Raw genomic sequence first — 23,012 nt, forward strand, 5'->3', positions numbered from 1 at the left:
GCGTCAATCGCGTCTCGCCATCAGCTTGCGGCCGAGCCGCGAGGCATAGAGTTCCCCGATGATGCCGCGCCGGAACAGAAGCACGCAGATCATGAAGATCGCGCCGGTGACGACCGTGACGGGGAAATCCGATGTTGCGAGATAGTTCTGCAGCGTCACGACCAGGGCTGCGCCGACGATCGGGCCGATGAGCGTGCCGATACCGCCGAGAAGGGTCATCAGGATGACCTCGCCCGACATCTGCCAACTCACGTCGGTCAACGTGGCGAACTGGAAGACCAGTGCCTTGGCCGCGCCCGCGAGACCGGCGATAGAAGCCGACATGACGAAAGCGGCGAGCTTGTATCTGCCGACGGAATAGCCGAGCGAAATGGCGCGCGGTTCATTTTCGCGCACGGATTTGAGGATCATGCCGAAAGGCGAGTTGATGATGCGCCAGATGGCAAAGACACCGATCAGGAAGATGCCCAGAACCATGTAGTACATGTTTATCGGTACGTTCAGATCAATGAAGCCGAAGAGATGGCCGCGCGGAACGCCCTGGATACCATCCTCGCCCTTGGTGAAATTGGATTGCAGGCAGAAGAAGTAGAACATCTGCGCCAACGCCAGCGTTACCATGGCGAAATAGATGCCCTGGCGACGAATGGCGAGGAAGCCAATGACAAGGCCAAGAGCCGCCGCTCCGATAACACCGATCAGGATGCCGATCTCGGGAGGGAGGCCCCATTCCTTGACAGCGTGTGCAGTGATATAGGCCGCTCCGCCGAAAAAGGCGGCATGGCCGAAGGAGAGAAGGCCGGTATAGCCGAGGAGCAGGTTGAAGGCGCAGGCGAAGAGCGCGAAGCACAGCACCTTCATGATGAAGATCGGATAGAAGAAGAATGGCGCGGCAACAAGCGCCGCAATGCAGATGACGACCAGCGCGATCTGCAGTGAATGGGCGACGGATTTGCCGTTCCGTCCTGCCAATGATGTCAACGTCGTTTCGGCCATCTCACGCCTCCTTTCCGAATAGTCCGGCGGGACGGATCAAAAGCACGATCGCCATGATGACGAAGATCACTATATTGGACGCCTCGGGATAGAACACCTTGGTCAGCCCTTCGCAAAGCCCGAGCAGGTAGCCGGTGACGATGGCGCCGAGAATGGAACCCATGCCGCCGACCACAACCACGGCGAAGACGACGATGATGATGTTGGAACCCATTAGCGGGCTTACCTGATAGATCGGCGCCGCCATGACGCCGGCGAGGCCGGCCAGCGCCGCACCCAGCCCGTAGGTGAAGGTCAGCAGCAGAGGCACGTTGATGCCGAAGGCCTTGACCAATGTCGGGTTTTCCGTAGCCGCGCGCAGATAGGCGCCGAGCCTGGTCTTTTCGATCAGGAGCCATGTTCCGAGACAGACAATGAGTGACGCGACAACCACCCAGGCGCGGTAGTTGGGCAGGAACATGAAGCCGAGATTCTGTCCACCGGCGAGCGATGGCGGTACGGCATAGGGCTGGCCTGCCGCGCCGTAATAATAGCGGAAGGCGCCTTCGATCACGAGCGCCAGGCCGAAGGTGAAGAGAAGCCCGTAGAGCGGGTCGAGATTGTAAAGACGCGACAGAGCTACCCGCTCGATGATGGCGCCGCCAAGCCCGATGATGAGGGGAGCGAGGATCAGGGCCGGCCAGTAACCGATGCCGAACTGCGTCAGGAGCAGATAGCCGACGAAAGCGCCCAGCATATATTGCGCGCCATGGGCGAAATTGATCACGCGCAGGAGCCCGAAGATGATGGCGAGGCCGAGGCTCAGCATGGCGTAAAAGGAGCCGTTGATGAGGCCCACCAGCAATTGTCCGAGCAGGGCCTGAACGGGTATTCCGAAGATCATGGTCATGGCCGTTATACTCCCAGCGCTTCGTTGAGCATCGGCATGCGCTGCGGCAGTTCCGCTACATCGAAACTTTCGGCCACCTGACCGTGCTCCATGACGTAGAAGCGGTCGGCGACCTTGGCCGCGAAGCGGAAATTCTGCTCCACAAGCAATACGGTGATGCCACGTTGCTTGAGCGTTGCCAGCACTTCGCCGATGCGCTGGACGATGACGGGCGCAAGCCCTTCGGTCGGCTCGTCGAGCAGCAAGAGCTTGACGCCGGTGCGCAGGATGCGGGCGATCGCCAGCATCTGCTGCTCGCCGCCGGAAAGCTTGGTGCCGGGGCTGTTGCGCCGTTCCTTCAGATTGGGAAAGAGATCGAGGATCTCCTCGAGCGACATGCCGTTTTTTGCCACAGCGGGCGGCAGCAGCAGGTTTTCCTCGACACTGAGGCTGGCGAAGATGCCGCGCTCCTCCGGCACGAAGCCGATTCCAGCATGGGCGGTCCTGTGCAGCGGAAACCGCATGAGGTCGTGGCCATCAAAGGTGATGGAGCCGGTGCGCTTGCGGATGATGCCCATGATCGCGCGCAGTGTTGTCGTCTTGCCGACGCCGTTGCGGCCGAGCAGCGTTACGGTTTCTCCCTGATGAATGTCGAGATTGACGCCATGCAGGGCATGGCCCTCGCCATACCAGGCGTTGAGATCGCGGACGGCGAGGAGTGGGGTTCCCCTATGCATGTTCTGTTCCCATATAGGCGATGCGGACGCGCTCGTCCTGGCTGACGGTGCGATAGTCGCCGGCGGCCAGGATTTCGCCACGCTGCAGCACTGTGACATGATCACAGATATCGGCGACCACCCTCAGATTGTGTTCCACCATCAGCACGGCGCGGTCGCGCGCCACCTTGGTGATGAGCCGGGCGACATTGCCGACGTCCTCCTGGCCCATGCCGGCCATGGGCTCGTCGAGAAGCAGAACCTTTGGATCGAGCGCCAGCGTGGTGGCGATTTCCAGCACGCGCTTGCGGCCGTAGGAAAGGTCCGCGGCAAGGGCGTTGCGCGCGTCCTTCAGCCCGACTTCTTCGAGAAGCTGCATCGCCCGTTCATTGAGTTCATCGAGTGCGCTCATGGGCCGCCAGAACTGTATTGCGAGCCCGTTCGGCCGCTGCAGCGCGACGCGGACATTTTCCAGTACTGTCAGGTGCGGAAAGATCGCCGAGATCTGGAAGGAGCGGACGAGGCCCATCCGCGCGACCTTTGCCGGAGGCGTCCTGGTAATGTTTTCGCCGAGAAGCGTGATGGTGCCGCTGGTCGGCTGCAGGAATTTGGTGAGCAGATTGAAGACCGTCGTCTTGCCTGCGCCATTCGGGCCGATCAGCGCGTGCACCTTGGCATGGTGCACGTCGAGATCGACATTGTTGACGGCATTGAAGCCGCCGAAATCCTTGCGCAGGCCGCGGGCGGAGAGAACCACCCGGGCCTTTGCCTGATCAGGACCCGGCGAGGCTTCAGCCTTCGCCGGATCATCCATGATTGCCGCTTTCATAGCCAAGGCCTTATTGTGAAACCAGCGGGCAGCCGCTTTCCTGCGCCGTCAGGTAAGCTTGGTCGCCGGGGATGGTCGCCAGCACCTTGTAATAGTCCCAGGGCTCCTTGCTCTCGTCCGGCTTTTTGACCTCCATCAGGTACATGTCGTAGACCATGCGCCCGTTCGCCAACACCTTGCCGCCGCGGGCAAAGACATCTTCCACCGGCATTTCATGGAGCTTCTTGGCGACGGCCTCGCTTTCATCCGTCCCCGCTGCCTGAATGGCCTTCAGATACTGCGTCACAGCGGAATAGGTGCCGGTATGGATCATGTTCGGCATGCGGCCGGTGCGCTCGAAGAACTTGCGACCGAAGGCGCGCGACTGGTCGTCCCGGTCCCAGTAGAAGCCTTCGGTCAGCGTCAGGCCCTGCGCCGCTTCGAGGCCGAGGCCATGGACTTCCGACAGCGTGAAAAGAAGCGCCGCGAGGCGCTGGCCGCCGGCAACGATGCCGAACTCGGAGGCTTGCTTGATGGCGTTGGCCGTATCGAGACCGGCATTGGCGAGGCCGATCACCTTGGCCCCGGATGACTGGGCTTGCAGCAGGAACGACGAATAGTCGGTGGTGGCGAGCGGATGGCGGACGGAGCCGAGGACCTTTCCGCCCTTCGACGTCACGAATTTGGAAGTCTGCTCTTCCAGCGAGTAGCCGAAGGCATAATCGGCGGTGAGGAAGAACCAGCTGTCGCCGCCCTGCTCGACCAACGCGCCGCCTGTGCCAACAGCCAGCGCGTGCGTGTCATAGGCCCAATGGAAACCGTAGGGCGAGCATTGCTTGCCCGTCAACTCGGTCGTCGCCGGGCCGGTGGCGATGGTGATTTTCTTCTTCTCCTTGGAAAGCCCCTGAACGGCAAGAGCCACCGATGAGGTGGTCAGTTCCATGATGGAATCGACCTGCTCGGTGTCATACCATTGGCGTGCGATATTCGACGCGATATCCGCCTTGTTCTGGTGATCGGCGGTGATGATCTCGATCGGGGCGTCGAGAACCTTGCCGCCGAAATCCTCTGCGGCCATCTTGGCGGCTTCATAGGACCATTTGCCGCCGAAATCGGCATAGACGCCGGACTGGTCGTTGAGGATGCCGATCTTGACCTTGCCGTCGGAAATCTCGGCGCTTTGCGCGGAAATGACAGTTGCGGCCAGCAAGGCGGCGGATGCGATTGCCAATAGCTTCATCTTGTTCTCCTCCCAATGGTGCGGCGCTCGTTAAACAGGAGTGATCCTGTTTCAGCAGCCGATAATCCCGATTTTCGTCGTGAATGATTTTCGCAGCTTCACGACTCTCCCTGCCGTGGAACGCGCGTAATGGTTCCTCCTCCCACATCATAGGCCGTTTTTCCCGCTGGCGGCTATCACGTGTTCTTAAAAGCCTAGCATTGACAAATGCGTACAAGAACAACAATTTTCGAACAGGTTCCGTACAAATATGCACAGATGTCTTCAGGCAAAGAGGAAAGAGCGCCGTGCGGCAGTTCACGTGGGACGATCTTCAATATTTTCTGGCCGTTGCGCGCACCGGGCAGCTCTCTACGGCGGCGCGCAGGCTGAGGACGAACCACGCCACCGTTTCGCGGCGGATCGACCGCCTGGAGCAGGCGCTTTCGGCCAAGCTTTTCGAGCGTAACCCGCGCGGCTACATGCTGACGCCGCTTGGTGAGAGGCTGATGGAACCGGCCGAGGTCATGGAGCGCGAGGCGGGGAAATTCCAGACGGAGGCTACCGGCAACATGGCGTCACTTTCGGGTGTGGTGCGCTTGAGCACGCTTGAGGGCTTCGGCAATTTTTTCCTCGCGGAGCGCCTGCCCGTCATGGCGCAAGCCTATCCCGGATTGTCGGTAGAGGTTGTGACGATCCAGCAGATCGTATCCCTGTCGCGCCGCGAGGCGGAACTGTCGATCACGCTGCACCCGCCGCGCACCGGGGCATACCAGCATGAGAAACTCACCTCCTACCGGCTGTTCATCTATGGCTCCGCCGACTATCTCGCGAGGCATCCGCCAATCAGGCAGCGCAAGGATCTCTCCACCCACCCATTCATCGGCTATATCGAGGATATGGTTTTTACGCCGGGGCTCGATTACATGCGCGAGATACTGCCCGGCCTTCGACCGGCTTATCAGAGTTCCAGCATCCATGCGCAACTGAGCGCGGCGCTGGCCGGCTATGGCCTCTGTGTGCTGCCTTATTACATCGCCGGCAAGCATGACACGCTGGTGCCGGTGTTGCCTGCGGAAATGCATCTGGTGCGCGATTATTGGCTGAGTTGCCACGACGATGTGGTGGCTGCACCACGAATCCGCGTTCTGACTGACTTCATCAGGCGCGAGGCGCGCAGCTTTTCGGCGAGTTTTCTGGGGGAGGCGCTGCTGGACTGAAATGGCGTCCGCTGGACTTGTGGCGAACCAGCAAAGTTTTTTGAGTGGATGGTGGGCGTGACAGGGATTGAACCTGTGACCCCTGCAATGTCAATGCAGTGCTCTCCCGCTGAGCTACACGCCCATCCGTGGAGGCGCATACACCATATCGGCATGCGCCCGTCAATGCCTGATTTTGAATTTCAGGACTGATTTGAACTTCCGCCGTTTTTCCATTTCGCCAGGCGGAAGGTCAAGCCAGTCAAGTCGGTCTGGTCTGGTCAGGCAGCGACCAGCATCTTTTCGATCTCGTTGACGAGATCGCGCAAATGGAACGGCTTCGACAGGACCTTTGCATCCTTCGGCGCGTTCGAATCCGGATTGAGCGCCACCGCGGCAAAGCCGGTGATGAACATAACCTTGAGGTCGGGATCGATCTCTGTGGCACGGCGCGCGAGCTCAATCCCGTCCATCTCAGGCATGACGATGTCGGTCAAAAGCAGCGAGAAGGGCTCCTCGCGAAGCCGCTCATAGGCGCTGGCGCCGTTGTCGAAATGGGTAACGTGATAGCCCGCCTTCTCCAGCGCTTTCACCAGAAAGCGGCGCATATCATTGTCATCTTCCGCTAGAAGAATTCTTTTCATTGGTCCGTCCGAATTCATGGTCGCTCTGCCGCTGGCCTGCCCACACTAGCTCACTGGGCGCGGCGGGCGACTCAACCCGTTTGAAGAAACGCCTTTTTGGTAAATATCGAATGAATGCAGGGCTTGACAATAGAGACAGAGCAGTTGGTTTGTCGATAGGCTGGGTTGTCGCCCGCACAGGGCTGCCGGATGGCCAGCCGGGTGGTCACATTGCCGAGAACGGCGGACGAGCGGGCCTCCGGGGACTGGACAGCATGGCGTTCTGCTGGCACTTTCTCCCGATGACATTTTCCGCCCGAACGGCCGACCGCACCATGGACGACATTTCTGCGATAATTACCAGGGATAATAATGGTGAGCGAATGGTGGGCCGATGAGCTTGGAGTGCGATTTTTCCGTCGTTCCGCCGCATGAGGTTCGTGCACCGGCGGAGCAGCGCATTCCCTTCGTGTTCGATTCGCCGCATAGCGGGCGCTATTATCCGTCCCGGTTCCTTGCCTCCTCCAGACTTGACGAATACGCGATCCGCCGGTCGGAGGATTGCTATGTCGAGGAATTGTTCGGCGCCGCCGTGGCGCTTGGGGCGCCGATGCTCCTGGCGAATTTCCCGCGCGCCTATCTCGACGTCAACCGGGAGCCTTACGAACTCGACCCGCGCATGTTTGCCGAACCGCTGCCGCCTTACGCCAATGCCCAGTCGGCGCGGGTGGCGGGCGGGCTCGGCACGGTGCCGAGGCTGGTGGGTGAGGGGCAGGACATCTATCCCGGCAAATTGCCACTCACCGAGGCGCTGGAGCGGATCGAGACGCTCTATAAGCCTTACCATGCGGTGTTGAGCCGGCTGATCGCGGATACGCAGCGCCGCTTCGGCTATTGCGTGCTGATAGACTGCCATTCCATGCCGGCGGGCATAAAGGTGGGTGATGGCATCGGGCGACCGGATTTCATTATCGGCGACCGGTTCGGCATGTCGTGCAGCGACGGCCTTTCCGCCGCGGCGATCGAACTTCTGCGCGACATGGGCTATGCGGTCGCGCATAACAAGCCTTATGCCGGGGGCTACATCACAGAGCATTACGGGCGGCCGACAAGGGGTTTTCACGCGCTGCAGATCGAAGTCAATCGTGGTCTCTATCTTAACGAGCGTACATTCGCAAAGCATGCCGGTTTTGAACTGCTTCGCAAGGATATCGACATGTTCCTGGCCGATCTGTCCTCATTGCCGGACTATCATTTCGGCGTGCCCCCGCTTGCTGCGGAATGATTGGCAGGTTGGGCGCTATTTTCGTTTTCGAAATATTGCAGTAATCACGGTCACTCATCGCCGTGGCCTGTCACGTTCTGCTGGGCATTAGACAAAAAAAGACCGCCCGTGGGCGGCCTAAAGTCTAGGGAGGAAACGCCCAAGGAGGGCATAGACAGGAAACCCTGTCTGATGTTTATCCTATGCTGCGATGCACAAAGGGTCAAGTGAGAAACCGATAATTTGGGCATTTTTTATGCATGCCTAGATATAAGGCATTTTTGCTATGGTTGCCTGGATTGCAACCATTCACATTCATTCGGGAGGCCATTTTGGTCGTTGAAAAGTCATTCCTTGTGCAGATCGCGGATGCCGCCGCAGCCGAAACCCTTCCGCGGTTTCGCAATCCCGGTTTGATCGACAATAAATATGCGGTGGGTTTCGACCCGGTGACGGAGGCCGACCGCGAGGCGGAGCGGGCGATCCGCGCCGTGATCCGCAGCGCCTATCCCGATCACGGCATCCTGGGTGAGGAGCACGGATCGGAAAATCTCGATCACAGCCATATCTGGGTGATCGATCCCATCGACGGAACCCGGGCATTCATTTCCGGCCTGCCGGTATGGGGAACGCTGGTGGGGCTGACCATCGACGGAAACGCCGAGGCGGGATTGATGTCGCAGCCCTTTACCGGGGAACTTTTCTATAGCGATGGCGAGGGAGCGTTTTACGAACGTCTCAGCGTCGGCGAACAGGCGCGGCGTCTGAAAACGCGCGATACCGCAGTGCTTGCCGATGCCACCTTGTTCACCACTACGCCTGCCCTCTACAAGGGCGCCAAGCGGCTTGCCTACGACCGTCTGGAAGCGGTGGTGCGTCTGCCGCGTTATGGGGTGGATTGCTATGCCTTCGCGATGGTGGCGGCGGGATTTGCCGATATCGCCGTCGAAGCGGGCTTGCAGCCCTACGATATCGTCGCCTTGATCCCGATCATCGAAAAGGCCGGCGGTGTGGTGACGCGCTGGGATGGTGGGGCAGCGGAAGAGGGCGGCGACATCATTGCGGCGGCGACGCCGGATCTCCACAAGGCCGCGCTCGACCTGCTTAACGCAGGCTGATCGGCTGTCACGCGGTTTCCTCCGGTTCGGTTGAGATCACATTATCGGGTTCATCCGAGCCTGGTACAAAGGCGTCGAAGGCGGCGAGCAGTTGCTCGCGGTAGAAATCGGCCTCCTGCAGGATTTCGTGGCGCGCGCCGTCTATGGTCAGAAGTGCGCCGTTGCGCAATTGCGCGGCAAAGCGCTCCGCGGCCGGCGTGGAAACCACGCCGTCGTTGCCTGCGGTGACGACGAGTGTAGGAATGCGGATCTTCGCGATGAAATCGGGATCGCTGACCCGGTCGATCGCATGGAGTGCGGCGGAGACCCAGCGCACCGTCGGGCCACCCAGTCCAAGCTGCGGCTGACGGCGGACGATCTCAACATTGCGCATATAGCGGCCGGGATCGCTCGTCAGTAGATTACCGGAAAAAGGCCTGGCGCCTGCCTGATATCGGTTTTTGGTGGCGTAACGCCTCCCCATCCCGATGAGGTTCAGCGTCCGGGTGGCAACACGAATGCCATTCGTCGAGAAACGCGAGCCAGGAAGGCCAAGAAGCGGGGCGACCAGCACCATACGACGGACACGAATGGTCAGCAGGGGTGCGGCGAGCAGCGCGACGAGCGCGCCTGCCGAATGGGCCAAGACATAGAAAGGCGGCGGGCAATCCGGCAGGACGAGTTCGCGGAAGACCTGATCCAGGTCCGAGACATAATCATCGAAGCGGTTGACATGGCCGCGCATCGCGTCCCGGATCATGCGGCTCGATCCGCCTTGCCCGCGCCAGTCGAAACACACCACGGCGAAGCCGCGCGTGCTCAGATCGGTAATGGTCTCGAAATATTTCTCGATGGATTCATTGCGACCGTGGAGCAAGAGCACCGTGCCGCGCAGTGGCCGGTTGGCGGCCTGCGTGACCATGTAGCGCAACAGCTTGCCGTCCCGCATCTCCAGCATGCCGGAGCGGGTTGCAGCGGGAATCTGATTGGTATCGGTCTCGAAAAGAAAGTCCGTCATGCAGCTTTGGCAACAATATTCCGGATTGACACGATCGCCCATCGTTAGGCCGGCCGATGGCAAAGGTCAAATGACAAGAGCCGGAAGCTCCGTGATGGAACCTCCGGCTCAACCTGCCGTCTGGAAGGGACGTTACATCCGGCAGGCTGTTGGTGTGCCTAGGGATTGATTTCGATAGTGAAGCCAGAGCGGCGCGCGCCGCCGGCACGCTGTTCGTCGAGAATGCGGCCGCTGCGAGCATCGACAACGAGCATGACGCGCCGTCCGTTCGGTCGGGTGGCGCGGACGAAATAACGGCCGCGGCGCAGATCGATATCGCCGACGTCATAGCCGCGGCTTTCCAGCATCCTGGCAACGCGGCGGGGGTTCATGACCTCGTCGCGGCGAGGACGGTCGCGGCCAGGCCTCCAGTCGCGGTCGCGATCCGGCCTCCAATCCCGGTCGCGACGTTCCATTTCATAGCCGCGCGGCGGCCTTGGAGCTTCGCGATAATCCCCATCCCAGCCCTGGGCCAGAATGATATTCGATCGCTCCGCCGCAAAAACCGGGGCGGAAAAGCTGAACGAAAGCGTTGCGGCGGCAGCGATGGCTATAAGAGCCTTTTTCATCGTCGTTTCCTCTCAAGTGCCGGAACACTCCGGACATGGTTAAAGATTTAACCTGCACAAGCTGAATAAATGCCGAAGACGGTATTCATCTGGCGTTCAGCGATATGCACAGAAGAAAGATTCGAGAGGTCGTCCAGTTCCACTTCGCTCCTGCGGAACCCTTGAAATCGTAAAATAACGCCCCCAAATCATGGATGCAGCCGCCAAAATGGGGCTGCTGGCTCAAGAAAATTCGCCGATATCGGGAATTTTCGCTTCGGCCAAAAACGCAAACATCGTCGCTCTGAAGGAGGGCTTACCATGCGTCACGTTGATTTTTCACCGCTCTATCGTTCCACGGTCGGTTTCGACCGGCTTTTCACCATGCTTGATTCGCTCGCGCAGCCCGAGGGCGCGCCGACCTATCCGCCTTATAATATCGAGCGGACGGGCGAGAACGCCTATCGCATCACGATGGCCGTTGCAGGTTTCGCGGAAGATGAGATCGAGATCGAGGCTCACCGCAACCAGCTGACCATCAAGGGTCAAAAGTCTGAGGAAAGTGCCGGCAATGGCAGCGAAGTGCTGTATCGCGGCATCGCCTCACGGGCTTTCGAGCGCCGCTTCCAGCTTGCCGATTTCGTCGAAGTCAATGGCGCAAGCTTGAAGAACGGCCTGCTGCATATCGATCTGAAGCGCGAAATCCCGGAAGGGATGAAGCCCCGCAAGATCGCGGTGACGGCAGTATCGTCCGATAAGGCCAAGCAGATCGAAACCAAGGCTGCGGAATAATCTTGCCTGACCGGAAATAAGAACGGCGCCTCTGGGCGCCGTTTTTTTAGGCGATCAGATCGCCGAGCTGGTCCACTTCATCGTCGGATGTTGAGAAGCTCGTCACGAAGCGGGCGAAAACTTCGCCCTCCTCGACGCGGTTCATTTCCGAATGCGGCGGATTCCACTCGTAGAAGACGGCGCCCTGCTGCTGCAGCTTTTCGCTGACGCTCTTCTTCATGATGGCGAAGACTTCGTTAGCCTGCGGAGACCAGGCGAGGCGAATGCGCTCGGAAGTCCGGATATGGCCGGCAAGCCGGGTAGCCATCGCATTGGCATGCGTTGCCAGTTCGAGCCAGAGGCCGCCGTCAAGATAGGCGTCAAACTGGGCCGCGATGAAGCGGGTCTTGGAAAAGAGCTGGGCGGCGCGCTTGCGGATGAAAGGTAGGTCCCTGGCGTGGGAGGGGTCCATGAACACCAGTGCTTCGGCGCACCAGCAGCCATTCTTGGTACCGCCGAAGGAAACGATATCAACGCCCTGCCGCCAAGTCATATCCGCCGGGGAGACACCCAGGGAAACAAGCGCATTGGCGAAGCGCGCGCCATCGAGATGCAGCGGCAAGCCATGTTCACGGCATACGGCGGAGATGCGGGCGATCTCGGCGAGGCTATAAAGCGTACCGACTTCAGTCGCTTGAGTGATGGACACGGCCATGGGCTGTCCGGCATGAATGAAAGCCGGGTTGAAACGCTTCAGTTCCCGTTTCAGATTAACGGGATCGATGCGCCCCAGCGCGCCGTCCACCGGATGCAGGCGAGCGCCGCCGGTGAAATATTCGGGCGCGCCACATTCGTCCTCGATGGCATGGGCCTCGCGGTGGCAGAAGGAGACGCCGCCCGGGCGGTTGACGCTCGCCAGCGCCAGCGAATTGGCAGCGGTTCCGGTGCCAACGAAAAATACGGCGACCTCGCGCTCGAACATCTCGTTGAAGCGCTTTTCCACGATGCGGTCGAGCTCGCTTGCTCCATAGGAGGCGGCAAAGCCTCCTGCATGGCGGGTCAGGCTCTCGGCAATCCTGGGATGGGCGCCCGCCCAATTATCGGATGCGAAATTCATACGGCTTCTCCGGCATTTCTCCGCTCGCCATATCGTGGCGGGCTGTTGTGCACTGCGGTGCTGCCGGCTGTCTATATGAAAGCAGACATAATCATGTCCAGGGTTCGAATGGAGATCATCGGAGGGGGAGCATTGAGGTTAGAGAATTCCTCTACCAAGGCATCACGCTCGCGTGAAAATCCCTGCAAACACAATTTACGTAATGGAAGGCGGTCTTTGACGTAATAATATTTCAAAAGGAGCAAATTTATTTTGCTTTTCCATCTTGTAGCGGAGCATAATTTCTGGCATAGAATATAGGACAGTATTGCTGTCTTATTTAACGACCCAACCCGGGATGAAGGCATGGTATCGTCTCCGTCCGGGTTTTGTCGCGGGCAGGTCTGCAAGGTGGCCGGGCTGGGCGAAGAAGCAGTCCGGTATCGTCTTGCTGGCGCGAAAGCGCAGGAATGTGGGTGAGAAACGTCGTATTCCCCCGTTTCGCGAATGCTCTTGCAGTCATATGCCGCATGGACGCGGGGTGGAATCGAACATATTCCCCCCGATAAGAATGACCGCCCCAGTAGGGCTCTAGAAGGAGGAAATGACGATGACGGAATTGACGCCATCTGTAACGACTGAGCTTGGCCAGGACGTACAGAACCGCGCGGTCAAAACCGCGAAAACGTCACGAACTCCAAAAGCATCATTCCCCGCAGCTTTTCCCGCGCGTCAGGGGCTTTACGATCCGCGCAACGAGCATGATGCGTGCGGCGTGGGCTTCATTGCGCATATGAAGGGCGTGAAGTCGCATCAGGTGGTAAATGACGGTCTCCAGATGCTGGAAAACCTCACCCATCGCGGCGCCGTGGGCGCCGACCCCTTGATGGGCGACGGCGCCGGCATGCTCGTGCAGATCCCCGACCGCTTCTTCCGCGAGGAAATGGCCGCGCAGGGCATCGACCTGCCGCCGCCCGGGCAATATGCGGTGGGCTATCTCTTCATGCCGCAGGATGCGGCAGAGCGTGCGCATATCGAGACGGTGATCGAGGAAGTGATCGCTGCCGAAGGGCAGACACTGATCGGCTTCCGCGACGTTCCCGTCGACAATTCATCGCTCTCCAAGGCACCGCATATCGCGGTGACCGAGCCTTATCACCGGCAGGTCTTTATCGGTCGCGATCCGAACATCGAGACCGGCGACGATTTCGAGCGCCGCCTGTTCGTCCTGCGCAAGGTCATCTCCAATCGCATCTTCCAGGAGACCGATGGCCGCGACAACGGTTTCTACATCGTTTCGCTGTCGGCGCGCACCATCGTCTACAAGGGCATGTTCCTGGCCTATCAGGTCGGCGCCTATTACCGGGACTTGAAGGATCCGCGGTTTGAGAGCGCTGTGGCCCTGGTGCACCAGCGGTTTTCGACCAACACGTTCCCATCGTGGAAGCTCGCGCATCCCTACCGCATGGTGGCGCATAATGGCGAGATCAACACGCTGCGCGGCAATGTCAACTGGATGGCGGCGCGGCAGGCCTCGGTCGATTCCGAACTTTTCGGCAACGACATCTCCAAGCTGTGGCCGATCTCCTATGAAGGCCAGTCGGACACGGCCTGCTTCGACAATGCGCTCGAATTCCTGTTCCAGGGCGGCTATCCCCTGGCGCATGCCATGATGATGCTGATCCCGGAGGCGTGGTCGGGCAACAAGCTGATGGGCGAGGAGCGCAAGGCGTTCTACGAGTATCATGCCGCGCTGATGGAGCCGTGGGACGGCCCTGCCGCCGTGGCTTTCACCGATGGCCGCCAGATCGGCGCGACGCTCGACCGTAACGGCTTGCGTCCCGCGCGCTACATCGTCACCGACGACGATTTCGTCATCATGGCGTCGGAGGCGGGCGTCCTGCCGGTTGACGAAAAGAAGATCGTCAAGAAGTGGCGTCTGCAGCCGGGCCGCATGCTCCTGATCGACATGGAACAGGGCCGCATCGTTTCGGACGAGGAGATCAAGTCCGAGATCGCACAGCGCCATCCCTACAAGCAGTGGCTGAAGAACACGCAGCTCATCCTTGAGGATCTCAATCCCGTCGAGCCGCGCGCGCTGCGCAAGGATGTGAGCCTGCTCGACCGCCAGCAGACCTTCGGCTACAGCCAGGAGGACACCAGGATCCTCATGGCTCCGATGGCCACGACCGGCCAGGAGGCCATCGGCTCGATGGGCACCGATACGCCGATCTCGGCGATGTCGGACAAGTCGAAGATGCTCTATACCTATTTCAAGCAGAACTTCGCGCAGGTGACGAACCCACCGATTGACCCGATCCGCGAAGAACTGGTGATGAGCCTCGTCTCCTTCATCGGTCCGCGCCCGAACATCTTCGATCTGGTCGGCACCTCGCGGCGCAAGCGTCTCGAAGTGCGCCAGCCGATCCTCACCAATGGCGATCTGGAGAAGATCCGTTCCATCGGCCATACCGAGGACCGGTTCGACACCAAGACGCTCGACATCACATATAGCGCCGGCGAGGGCCCAGCGGGGATGCATGGCGCCATCGAGCGCCTCTGCGACCGCGCGGAGGCGGCTGTCCATGGCGGCTACAACATCATCATCCTGTCGGATCGCCAGGTCGGGCCGGACCGGATTCCGATCCCGGCGCTTCTGGCGACGGCGGCAGTGCACCATCATTTGATCCGAAAGGGCCAGCGGACCTCGGTCGGACTGGTGGTCGAATCCGGCGAGCCTCGTGAGGTGCACCATTTCTGCTGCCTAGCGGGCTATGGCGCCGAAGCGATCAACCCCTATCTCGCCTTCGATACGCTGCTCGACATGCACCGGCGCCGCGAGTTTCCGCCGGAGGTGGACGCGCATGAGCTCGTCCATCGCTACATCAAGTCCATCGGCAAGGGCATTCTCAAGGTCATGTCCAAGATGGGCATCTCGACCTACCAGTCCTATTGCGGCGCGCAGATCTTCGATGCGGTGGGCCTAAAATCCGAATTCGTTGACAAGTTCTTCTTCGGCACGGCCACCACCATCGAGGGCGTCGGGCTCGAGGAGATCGCTGAGGAAACCGTACGCCGTCATACCGATGCGTTCGGCAATGATCCGGTATTGCTGACGACGCTCGATGTTGGTGGTGAATATGCCTACCGCATACGCGGTGAGGCGCATCAGTGGTCGCCCGATGCCGTGGCCAAGCTGCAGCACGCCGTGCGCACGGAAAATCCCAGGACATTCAAGGAATATACGGACCTCATCAACGGCGAGACGGCGGCGGCAAAGTCCATTCGCGGCCTGTTCCACATAAAGACAGCCGAGGAACGGGGGCTGAAGTCCGTTCCCCTCGATGCGGTGGAGCCGGCGGCTGAGATCGTCAAGCGGTTCTCGACCGGCGCGATGTCGTTCGGCTCGATTTCCCGCGAGGCGCATACGACGCTTGCCATCGCCATGAACCGCATTGGCGGCAAGTCGAACACCGGCGAGGGCGGCGAGGAGCCGGACCGTTTCTATCCGCTGCCGAACGGCAAACCGAACCCCGAGCGCTCGGCGATCAAGCAGATTGCGTCCGGTCGCTTCGGCGTGACGACGGAATATCTCGTCAACTCTGACATGATGCAGATCAAGGTGGCGCAGGGCGCAAAGCCCGGCGAGGGCGGCCAGCTGCCCGGTCATAAGGTGGACGCGACCATCGCCAAGACGCGCCATTCGACGCCGGGCGTCGGCCTGATTTCACCGCCGCCGCATCACGACATCTATTCGATCGAGGATCTGGCGCAGCTCATCTATGATTTGAAGAACGTCAATCCGCAGGCGGATGTTTCGGTCAAGCTCGTCTCGGAAGTGGGCGTCGGCACGGTCGCGGCGGGTGTCGCCAAGGCGCGCGCCGATCACATCACAATTTCCGGCTATGACGGCGGAACGGGCGCTTCGCCCCTGACTTCGCTGAAGCACGCCGGCTCCCCCTGGGAGATGGGCCTTGCCGAAACGCACCAGACGTTGGTGCTGAATGGCTTGCGCGCACGCGTGGCGTTGCAGGTCGATGGCGGTTTGCGCACCGGCCGCGATGTCGTCGTCGGCGCACTGCTCGGCGCGGATGAATTCGGCTTCTCCACAGCGCCGCTCATCGCGGCCGGCTGCATCATGATGCGCAAGTGTCATCTCAATACCTGCCCCGTCGGCGTCGCGACCCAGGATCCGGTGTTGCGCAAGCGCTTCAAAGGTGCGCCTGAGCATGTCATCAACTTCTTCTTCTATCTGGCGGAAGAGGTGCGGCAACTCCTGGCGGAAATGGGCTATACCAAGCTGGAGCAGATCATCGGCGATACCGATCTTCTGGAAAAGCAGACGATGATCAGCCACTGGAAATCGCGCGGTCTCGATTTCAGCCGCATCTTCCATAAGCCCGATGCGCCGAAGGAAAAGACCTACTGGACCGAACGGCAGCATCATCCGATCGAGGATGTGCTCGACCGCAAGCTCATCGAACTTGCAAAGCCTGCGCTCGAAAGCAAGCTTCCGGTGAAGATCGAACTGCCGATCAAGAATGTGGACCGCTCGGTGGGTGCGATGCTCTCGGGCGAAGTGGCCAAGCGCTATCGCCACAAGGGCCTGCCCGAGGACACGATCTCGATCACTCTTCGCGGCACGGCAGGGCAGTCCTTCGGGGCGTTCCTGGCTCATGGCATCTCGATAGACCTTATCGGCGACGGCAATGATTATGTCGGCAAGGGGCTTTCGGGCGGGATCATCACCATCCGTCCGCCGGAAGACGCGAAAATCGTTGCGGCGGAATCGATCATCATCGGCAACACCGCACTTTATGGCGCGGTCGAGGGCCAGGCCTATTTCAGTGGCGTGGCAGGCGAGCGTTTCGCGGTGCGCAATTCCGGCGCGGCGGCGGTGGTCGAGGGCGTGGGCGACCATGGCTGCGAGTACATGACCGGCGGCGTGGTGGTCGTCATCGGACAGACGGGCCGCAACTTCGCGGCCGGCATGTCCGGCGGCGTCGCCTATGTGCTCGACGAAGCGGGCGATTTCGCGCAGCGCTGCAACATGGCGATGGTGGAACTGGAGCCGGTGCCGGAAGAGGACGATATTCTGGAGAAGCTGCATCACCATGGCGGCGACCTGATGCACAAGGGCCGGGTCGACGTATCCGGCAACATGACGCATCATGACGAGGAGCGTCTGGTTCAACTGATCTCGAACCATCTGCACTACACGGGTTCGGCGCGCGCCAAGGACATTCTCGACAATTGGGAAGCCTACCGCCCGAAATTCGTGAAAGTCATGCCGGTGGAATACCGCCGCGCGCTTGAGGAAATGGAGCGCATGCGGATCGGCATCGCAGCTGAATAATCGTCAACATATGTGTGCCTGAGGCCCGGCGATCTGCCGGCCTTGGCGCCAAGGTTCAAACCCGCGGGTTTCGCTCCAAAAAAGCTGAAACCGCGCGACCTCGACAGCGAGGGGAGAAAAGTTCATGGGCAAGGTTACAGGCTTTCTGGAAATCGACCGGCAGGTGGCAAAGTATCAGCCGGCCTCCGACCGTATCCGGCATTTTCGCGAATTCACCATCCCGATGACCGATGGCGAGGTGCAGAAGCAGGCGGCGCGCTGCATGGATTGCGGCATTCCCTATTGCCATGGGCCGACCGGCTGCCCCGTGCACAACCAGATCCCTGACTGGAACGATCTCGTCTACAACAACAATTGGGACGAGGCGATCCGCAACCTCCACTCCACCAACAATTTCCCGGAGTTCACCGGCCGCATCTGCCCGGCGCCGTGCGAAGAGGCCTGCACGCTCAATCTGGAAGACGTGCCCGTCACCATCAAGACGATCGAACAGGCGATCGCCGACAAAGCCTATGAGATGGGCCATGTCGTGCCGCAGCCTTCCGCCGTCAAGACGGGCCGGAAGGTGGCTGTCATCGGCTCCGGTCCGGCGGGGCTTGCGGCGGCGCAGCAGCTTGGCCGCGCGGGCCACGAGGTGCATGTCTACGAGCGCGAAAGCCGGCCCGGCGGGTTGCTTCGTTACGGCATTCCCGATTTCAAGATGGAGAAGCACTATATCGACCGGCGCGTGACGCAGATGCAGGGCGAGGGCGTCACCTTCTTCTGCGGCGTCAATGTCGGTGTCGACAAGCCGGTCAGGGAACTGATCGACGGATATGACGCCGTTCTCTATTGCGGCGGCTCTGAGACGCCGCGTCCAGCGGGCATTCCCGGCGCGGAACTTGAAGGCGTCCATGACGCGATGAACTACCTCGTGCAGCAGAACCGCCGCATTGGGCGTGAGGACATCGATTCGGTCGCGTGGCCGTCCGCCCCCATCCTTGCCGGAGGCAAGCATATCGTCGTGGTTGGCGGCGGCGACACGGCGTCCGACTGCGTCGGAACGGCTTTCCGGCAGGGCGCCGTGAAGGTGACGCAGCTCGATATCCGTCCGCAGCCGCCGGAAAAGGAAGACAAGCTCACCGTCTGGCCTTATTGGGCAACAAAGATGCGCGTTTCCTCCAGTCAGGCGGAGGGCGCAGATCGCGAGTTCCAGGTGGCGACGCTCGAATTCATCGGCGAGGAGGGCAGGCTCACCCATGTGCGCTGCTGCGAGGTGGATGAAGGACGCAAGCCGATAGAAGGCACTGAATTCTTCATCAAGGCGGATCTGGCCTTCATCGCCATCGGCTTTTCCGGCCCGATCGAGAGCGGCGTGGTGAAGGAATTGGGCGAGGAGCTTAAAATTTCCGCCGACCGGCGCGGAAACCGTGCCGTGGAAGCAAACGATCGCGACTATCGCACCAGCGTGGACAAGGTCTTCGCGGCGGGTGACGTGCGGCGTGGTCAATCACTGGTGGTCTGGGCGATCCGCGAGGGCCGTCAGGCGGCGCGTGCAGTAGACGAGCACCTTATGGGGTCAACCGTTCTGCCGAGCTAAGATCTGAGATATGCCGCACCTGCTTCGGCCGGAGCAGGGCGGCAAATCAGGGTGTGGTGCCCGTCGTCGTATCGTCTGTCGGCACTGGCGGCTGCCTTGCCGTAAGGACCGGCTTGCGCGGCCAGGTGAAATCGTCGGCCCGGCCGGGCTGGGGCTTTGCCGCGACGCCATCTATAACCAGGAGATCGCGGGCGGATTTGATCGACGCGGTGGATGTCCCGAGCGTTGCGCCCAGCAATTCGTTACTGCCGTCGAGATCGAGATCATTGAGGCTGACCGGTGCGATACGGTCGATCCTTGCCGGCGCCTTCGCTTCGGCGGGCGCCTGTTGCGGCAGATCACCCGGCTTCTGTACCCCGTCCGGCGACAGGCTCCCACCCAGCAATTGTCGCAACGGCTTTTCGGCATAGAAGGCAAGCTTGCGTTTCCCGGCCTGGGTTATGTTGATGCCGTCATTGGCGCGCAGTCGCGCCGTCTGGCCATTGATATCGAATCCCGAAAGAGAGAAGTTGCCGGCTTCGTCGACAAAGCCATCCCAGACATCGGCGAAACTGCCGCCGGCCTTTTCAGCCGCGTTCCGGTAGATCTCGTTTAATGCGAGAATATCCTGCGACATGCCGCGCGGCTTGAAAGGCGGCTGGCCGACCCAGACAAACGGGTAACCCGCCGTCTTGATCGCGTTGACAAATTGATCGACACGCCTGGTATATTCCGCCGTCCATTCCGACGAGCGCGGAGCATAGGACATGCCGTCCAGTGATATAGGCTGGCGGTCATTGGCCCCGATCATGACCACGACGGCCGCAGGTTTTTCCTCGTCGAGAATCGCCTTGATCTTTGCCGTCCAGTCGTAATGGTCGGTTCGCACGAAACCCGAGGAGCCATTGACCCGATTTGCGACCTGCGCTTCGGGGTTCTGGGCGAAAGCTTCGGTAAGGCCGTCGGCAAGCCCTCCACCGATAAAGTCGCCTATGACCAGGATGGTCTTTGCATCGGGGTTTTTTTCCACCGGAGGAGGTGCCGCGGGGCGCGACGGCACCTCCGCGGCGGCGGGCGCGCGCGAACGCGGGGTGCTATCGGTGCTGGACCGACGGCGAGCCGCCGGCGGCGGTTTGGACGGGCGGGTGGCCCGGCGCGGCGGGGGATCGTAATAATAATCGGGTGGAGCCTCGCGCCTGCCGAAAAACATATCAAACAGCGTTCTCGGTCGCCCCTGCGCCGCTGCATCCGGCATGACCGCAAGAACAGCCAAGGCCGCCGCTATCAGAAGCGCCAGCAGATTCCAAAACGATGCAACCGGATTGGCAGTGCGCTTCACGCCCGTTCCTCAAGCCGAGAACTCTTCCACGCCATTTGAGCGCAGAAGAGTTTCTTTGTCACGCAATTCCGCAGGAATTCAGCAGGTCAGCGTCGACGCAGGACCGAAAGCACTTCCTTGCTCGGATGACCGTCCGGGGAAAGGCCGTTGCGCTTCTGGAACGCCTCGATGGCGGCGCGTGAGGTGGAGCCGATCTTGCCGTCGATATTGCCATCGTAATAGCCGAGCGCCTGGAGATGGTGCTGCAGTTCCTCGCGCTCCTTCATGGAGATGGGGGTGAAAGGACGGTTCCAGTCCTGCACGAGACCCTGATATCCGGCGATCCGGTCCGCGAGAAGCCCTACGCCAAGCGCGTATTTATCGGCATTGTTATAGCGCTTGAGAACAAAGAAGTTCTTGGTCATCAGGAAGGCCGGACCTCCGCGCCCATCGGGCGTTTTCAGCGTCGCCTTCTCCGACGCGTGGGTAAACGGCTTTCCATTGGCACGCACAACGCCCAGTTTCTGCCATTCGGCCAGGGTCAGGGAACCGGATGGAAACTTGCGTCCGGCAGGCAGGACGACCTCGTAGCCCCAGGTCTTGCCCGGCTGCCAGCCGTTCCGCTTCAAGAGATTGGCGGCTGTCGCCAGCGCATCGGGTATGGATGTCCAGATGTCGCGCTTGCCGTTTCCGTCCATATCCACCGCATAGGCCTGGTAGCTGGTGGGGATAAACTGGGTGTGGCCCAGTGCGCCGGCCCACGAGCCGGTCAGGTGACTGCGATCGATATCGCCGGTCTGGAGGATTTTCATGGCGGCGATCAACTGAGTCCGGGCATATTTGGCCCGCGCCTTGTCGGCATAGGCAAGCGTTGCCAGCGACCGGATCGCATCGCGCATGACGTCGTCGCGCTTGAGGATTTCGCCATAATTGGATTCCATCGACCAGATGGCGAGAAGAACACTACGCTGGACCCCGAAGTTCTTTTCGATGCGCGACAGCCATGGGCTCCATTGGCGGGCCATGGCCTGTCCTGTCGCGACCGAATTCTCATTGACGCGATTGTCGATATAATCCCAGACAGGGGCGGTGAATTCAGGCTGGAAGCGGGCTTTCTGCAGCACTTCCGGATCGGGCGCGGTGATGCCGGCGAATGCCCTCTTGTAGGTTGCAGATGAAATGCCGTTGTTAAGAGCGGTCGAGCGGAAATCAGCCACCCAGCGCTGGAACTTCGCATCGGCAAACGCGTTTGCTGTTGCCAATGTCGAAAGCAATGTCGCCATGACAGCTATTTTCGCGAGCGTTTTTCCGATCCGGCCGATCGTAGCTGGGCGCGTCCGAACCATGCTTTTCTCCTTGAAGGCCTACAAATCTTCTCTGCAGCCTGGAAAGCTAGCGCCTTGAGGTTAGCATTTAGTTTACCATGCAGGTGTGGTTCGCCAAGAGCGATTGTATTCTCCGTCGTCCGCCGTTTTGCACCGCGAAATGCAACGTGATCAGATGGCGCACGGCATTAGGCATTTTTTCCGATGTTCACCGCTATATAGCCATGATCGGCTGGACGTTGAGCCCCATTGTGATCATCATTTTTGTGGAGTTGGAAAGAGGAATGAGTTCAAAGAAAAAGATCCGTAAGGCTGTTTTCCCCGTGGCAGGTCTTGGAACGCGCTTTCTACCCGCCACCAAGTCCATACCCAAGGAAATGCTTCCCGTGGTCGACAAGCCGGTCATCCAGTATGTGGTGGATGAGGCGCGCGAGGCTGGGATCGAACATCTGATTTTCGTGACGGGCCGCAGCAAGGCGGTGATCGAGGATTATTTTGACGCGCAGGTCGAGCTTTACTCGACATTGGCCGAGCGCGGAAAGCACGAGCAACTTACCCATCTCCAGAATATTCAGCCGGCGCCGGGTACGGCGAGCTTTACCCGCCAGCAGGTGCCCCTGGGTCTCGGTCATGCCGTCTGGTGTGCCCGCGAACTGGTAGGGGACGAGCCGTTCGCGCTGCTTTTGCCTGACATGGTGATGCAGTCGAAGAAGGGCTGCCTGGCGGAGATGGTGGAACTTTACGAGCAAAGCGGCGGAAACGTCATCGCGGTCCAGGAGTGCGATCCCGCGGAAACGCATAAATACGGGATCGTCGGGCGCGGCGAGCCGGTCGGCTCAGGCTTCGAGGTCACCAGCATGGTGGAGAAGCCTGCCAAGGGCACGGCTGAATCAAACCTCTACATCAACGGGCGTTACATTCTGCAGCCCGAAATCTTCGATATTCTTGCCCAGCAGGAAAAAGGCTCCGGCAACGAAATCCAGCTGACCGACGGGATGCTGAAACTGGCGCAGCAACAATCCTTCTATGGCTTTCATTATACGGGCCGGACATTCGACTGCGGTTCGAAGGAAGGTTTCATCGAGGCCAATGTGGCTTTCGCGCTCTGGCGTAAAGATATCCGCCCGAATGTGGAGCATACCCTCGGCGATCTTCTGCGGACCATCAAGGTCGAAGATTGAAGCCGGAACTGA

At 60.2% G+C, this 23,012-nt stretch carries 18 protein-coding genes and 1 tRNA gene; 7 read left to right on the forward strand and 12 right to left on the reverse strand.

Translation table 11 applies throughout. The features are described 5' to 3' along the window. Positions 1-3: 3 nt before the first annotated feature. Genes DUT91_RS11625 through DUT91_RS11645 form a run of 5 tightly spaced genes read right to left on the reverse strand, consistent with a single transcriptional unit; the run spans position 4 to position 4,628 of the window. Positions 4-996: a branched-chain amino acid ABC transporter permease gene (locus DUT91_RS11625; RefSeq protein WP_114440545.1), complete on the reverse strand. Its 993-nt coding sequence runs from the start codon at positions 994-996 to the stop codon at positions 4-6. A gap of 1 nt (position 997) precedes the next feature. Next, the gene (locus tag DUT91_RS11630) at positions 998-1,885 is read right to left on the reverse strand and encodes a branched-chain amino acid ABC transporter permease (protein WP_114440546.1); all 888 of its coding nucleotides are present in this window, start codon (positions 1,883-1,885) and stop codon (positions 998-1,000) included. Positions 1,886-1,890: 5 nt separating this feature from the next. Next, the gene (locus tag DUT91_RS11635; RefSeq protein WP_114440547.1) at positions 1,891-2,601 is read right to left on the reverse strand and encodes an ABC transporter ATP-binding protein; all 711 of its coding nucleotides are present in this window, start codon (positions 2,599-2,601) and stop codon (positions 1,891-1,893) included. After that, a complete protein-coding gene (locus DUT91_RS11640) occupies positions 2,594-3,394 on the reverse strand; it encodes an ABC transporter ATP-binding protein (RefSeq protein ID WP_114440548.1) in 801 nt (266 codons plus the stop codon). The genes DUT91_RS11635 and DUT91_RS11640 overlap by 8 nt, the downstream gene beginning before the upstream one ends. A gap of 25 nt (positions 3,395-3,419) precedes the next feature. Further along, positions 3,420-4,628, reverse strand: coding sequence for an ABC transporter substrate-binding protein (locus tag DUT91_RS11645; protein WP_114440549.1), 1,209 nt, complete (start codon positions 4,626-4,628; stop codon positions 3,420-3,422). A 287-nt stretch (positions 4,629-4,915) separates the two neighbouring features. Here DUT91_RS11645 and DUT91_RS11650 point away from each other — a divergent pair, with 287 nt between their 5' ends. After that, positions 4,916-5,827 carry a LysR family transcriptional regulator gene (locus tag DUT91_RS11650; protein WP_114440550.1) on the forward strand — a complete coding sequence of 304 codons (912 nt, stop codon included), beginning with the start codon at positions 4,916-4,918 and terminating at the stop codon, positions 5,825-5,827. Between the two features lie 49 nt (positions 5,828-5,876). Here the strand turns inward: DUT91_RS11650 and DUT91_RS11655 are convergent. Continuing rightward, positions 5,877-5,951: transfer RNA gene (locus tag DUT91_RS11655), tRNA-Val, on the reverse strand. Between the two features lie 136 nt (positions 5,952-6,087). Further along, entirely contained in the window at positions 6,088-6,450 is a 363-nt protein-coding gene (gene cpdR, locus DUT91_RS11660) for a cell cycle two-component system response regulator CpdR (RefSeq protein ID WP_068882823.1), read from the reverse strand. Between the two features lie 373 nt (positions 6,451-6,823). Here cpdR and DUT91_RS11670 point away from each other — a divergent pair, with 373 nt between their 5' ends. Both DUT91_RS11670 and hisN read left to right on the forward strand, forming a co-directional pair. Further along, on the forward strand, positions 6,824-7,714 hold the full coding sequence (locus tag DUT91_RS11670) for an N-formylglutamate amidohydrolase (RefSeq protein ID WP_114440552.1): 891 nt from the start codon (positions 6,824-6,826) through the stop codon (positions 7,712-7,714). Positions 7,715-8,025: 311 nt separating this feature from the next. After that, positions 8,026-8,811, forward strand: coding sequence for a histidinol-phosphatase (gene hisN / locus DUT91_RS11675; protein ID WP_114440553.1), 786 nt, complete (start codon positions 8,026-8,028; stop codon positions 8,809-8,811). A gap of 7 nt (positions 8,812-8,818) precedes the next feature. Here the strand turns inward: hisN and DUT91_RS11680 are convergent, their stop codons facing one another. Both DUT91_RS11680 and DUT91_RS11685 read right to left on the reverse strand, forming a co-directional pair. After that, positions 8,819-9,808, reverse strand: coding sequence for an alpha/beta fold hydrolase (locus tag DUT91_RS11680; RefSeq protein ID WP_114440554.1), 990 nt, complete (start codon positions 9,806-9,808; stop codon positions 8,819-8,821). A gap of 158 nt (positions 9,809-9,966) precedes the next feature. After that, entirely contained in the window at positions 9,967-10,416 is a 450-nt protein-coding gene (locus tag DUT91_RS11685) for a PepSY domain-containing protein (RefSeq protein ID WP_114440555.1), read from the reverse strand. A gap of 300 nt (positions 10,417-10,716) precedes the next feature. On the opposite strand from DUT91_RS11685, the gene DUT91_RS11690 reads away from it, so the two are divergent. Then, a complete protein-coding gene (locus DUT91_RS11690) occupies positions 10,717-11,187 on the forward strand; it encodes an Hsp20 family protein (protein ID WP_114440556.1) in 471 nt (156 codons plus the stop codon). A 46-nt stretch (positions 11,188-11,233) separates the two neighbouring features. Here DUT91_RS11690 and DUT91_RS11695 read toward each other — a convergent pair whose 3' ends face one another. Then, the gene (locus DUT91_RS11695; protein WP_114440557.1) at positions 11,234-12,283 is read right to left on the reverse strand and encodes a threonine aldolase family protein; all 1,050 of its coding nucleotides are present in this window, start codon (positions 12,281-12,283) and stop codon (positions 11,234-11,236) included. A gap of 589 nt (positions 12,284-12,872) precedes the next feature. Here DUT91_RS11695 and gltB point away from each other — a divergent pair. Both gltB and DUT91_RS11705 read left to right on the forward strand, forming a co-directional pair. Further along, the gene (gene gltB / locus DUT91_RS11700) at positions 12,873-17,618 is read left to right on the forward strand and encodes a glutamate synthase large subunit (RefSeq protein ID WP_114440558.1); all 4,746 of its coding nucleotides are present in this window, start codon (positions 12,873-12,875) and stop codon (positions 17,616-17,618) included. A gap of 124 nt (positions 17,619-17,742) precedes the next feature. Then, the gene (locus DUT91_RS11705) at positions 17,743-19,197 is read left to right on the forward strand and encodes a glutamate synthase subunit beta (protein WP_114440559.1); all 1,455 of its coding nucleotides are present in this window, start codon (positions 17,743-17,745) and stop codon (positions 19,195-19,197) included. 46 nt (positions 19,198-19,243) lie between these two features. Here DUT91_RS11705 and DUT91_RS11710 read toward each other — a convergent pair whose 3' ends face one another. Together DUT91_RS11710 and DUT91_RS11715 are read right to left on the reverse strand one after the other, a co-directional pair. Next, positions 19,244-20,431, reverse strand: coding sequence for an SGNH/GDSL hydrolase family protein (locus DUT91_RS11710; RefSeq protein WP_114440700.1), 1,188 nt, complete (start codon positions 20,429-20,431; stop codon positions 19,244-19,246). A gap of 170 nt (positions 20,432-20,601) precedes the next feature. Continuing rightward, positions 20,602-21,777 (reverse strand): lytic murein transglycosylase, encoded by a 1,176-nt coding sequence (locus DUT91_RS11715; protein WP_245419694.1) that lies wholly within the window; start codon positions 21,775-21,777, stop codon positions 20,602-20,604. 326 nt (positions 21,778-22,103) lie between these two features. Between DUT91_RS11715 and galU the strand changes: the two genes are divergently transcribed. Continuing rightward, entirely contained in the window at positions 22,104-23,000 is an 897-nt protein-coding gene (gene galU / locus DUT91_RS11720) for a UTP--glucose-1-phosphate uridylyltransferase GalU (RefSeq protein WP_114440701.1), read from the forward strand. The last annotated feature ends 12 nt before the right edge of the window (positions 23,001-23,012 follow it).

This window comes from Paramesorhizobium salinisoli (genome assembly GCF_003335045.1).
Lineage (GTDB): Bacteria > Pseudomonadota > Alphaproteobacteria > Rhizobiales > Rhizobiaceae > Paramesorhizobium > Paramesorhizobium salinisoli.

Excerpts from the sequence above, each read along its gene's own strand:
- galU (WP_114440701.1), top strand. The coding sequence starts at position 22,104 with ATGAGTTCAAAGAAAAAGATCCGTAAGGCTGTTTTCCCCGTGGCAGGT.
- DUT91_RS11705 (WP_114440559.1), top strand. The coding sequence starts at position 17,743 with ATGGGCAAGGTTACAGGCTTTCTGGAAATCGACCGGCAGGTGGCAAAG.
- DUT91_RS11670 (WP_114440552.1), top strand. The coding sequence starts at position 6,824 with ATGAGCTTGGAGTGCGATTTTTCCGTCGTTCCGCCGCATGAGGTTCGT.
- DUT91_RS11635 (WP_114440547.1), bottom strand. The coding sequence starts at position 2,601 with ATGCATAGGGGAACCCCACTCCTCGCCGTCCGCGATCTCAACGCCTGG.
- DUT91_RS11710 (WP_114440700.1), bottom strand. The coding sequence starts at position 20,431 with ATGCCGGATGCAGCGGCGCAGGGGCGACCGAGAACGCTGTTTGATATG.
- DUT91_RS11625 (WP_114440545.1), bottom strand. The coding sequence starts at position 996 with ATGGCCGAAACGACGTTGACATCATTGGCAGGACGGAACGGCAAATCC.
- cpdR (WP_068882823.1), bottom strand. The coding sequence starts at position 6,450 with ATGAAAAGAATTCTTCTAGCGGAAGATGACAATGATATGCGCCGCTTT.
- DUT91_RS11640 (WP_114440548.1), bottom strand. The coding sequence starts at position 3,394 with ATGGATGATCCGGCGAAGGCTGAAGCCTCGCCGGGTCCTGATCAGGCA.
- DUT91_RS11690 (WP_114440556.1), top strand. The coding sequence starts at position 10,717 with ATGCGTCACGTTGATTTTTCACCGCTCTATCGTTCCACGGTCGGTTTC.
- DUT91_RS11680 (WP_114440554.1), bottom strand. The coding sequence starts at position 9,808 with ATGACGGACTTTCTTTTCGAGACCGATACCAATCAGATTCCCGCTGCA.
- DUT91_RS11695 (WP_114440557.1), bottom strand. The coding sequence starts at position 12,283 with ATGAATTTCGCATCCGATAATTGGGCGGGCGCCCATCCCAGGATTGCC.
- DUT91_RS11630 (WP_114440546.1), bottom strand. The coding sequence starts at position 1,885 with ATGACCATGATCTTCGGAATACCCGTTCAGGCCCTGCTCGGACAATTG.
- DUT91_RS11645 (WP_114440549.1), bottom strand. The coding sequence starts at position 4,628 with ATGAAGCTATTGGCAATCGCATCCGCCGCCTTGCTGGCCGCAACTGTC.
- DUT91_RS11685 (WP_114440555.1), bottom strand. The coding sequence starts at position 10,416 with ATGAAAAAGGCTCTTATAGCCATCGCTGCCGCCGCAACGCTTTCGTTC.
- DUT91_RS11715 (WP_245419694.1), bottom strand. The coding sequence starts at position 21,777 with ATGGCGACATTGCTTTCGACATTGGCAACAGCAAACGCGTTTGCCGAT.
- gltB (WP_114440558.1), top strand. The coding sequence starts at position 12,873 with ATGACGGAATTGACGCCATCTGTAACGACTGAGCTTGGCCAGGACGTA.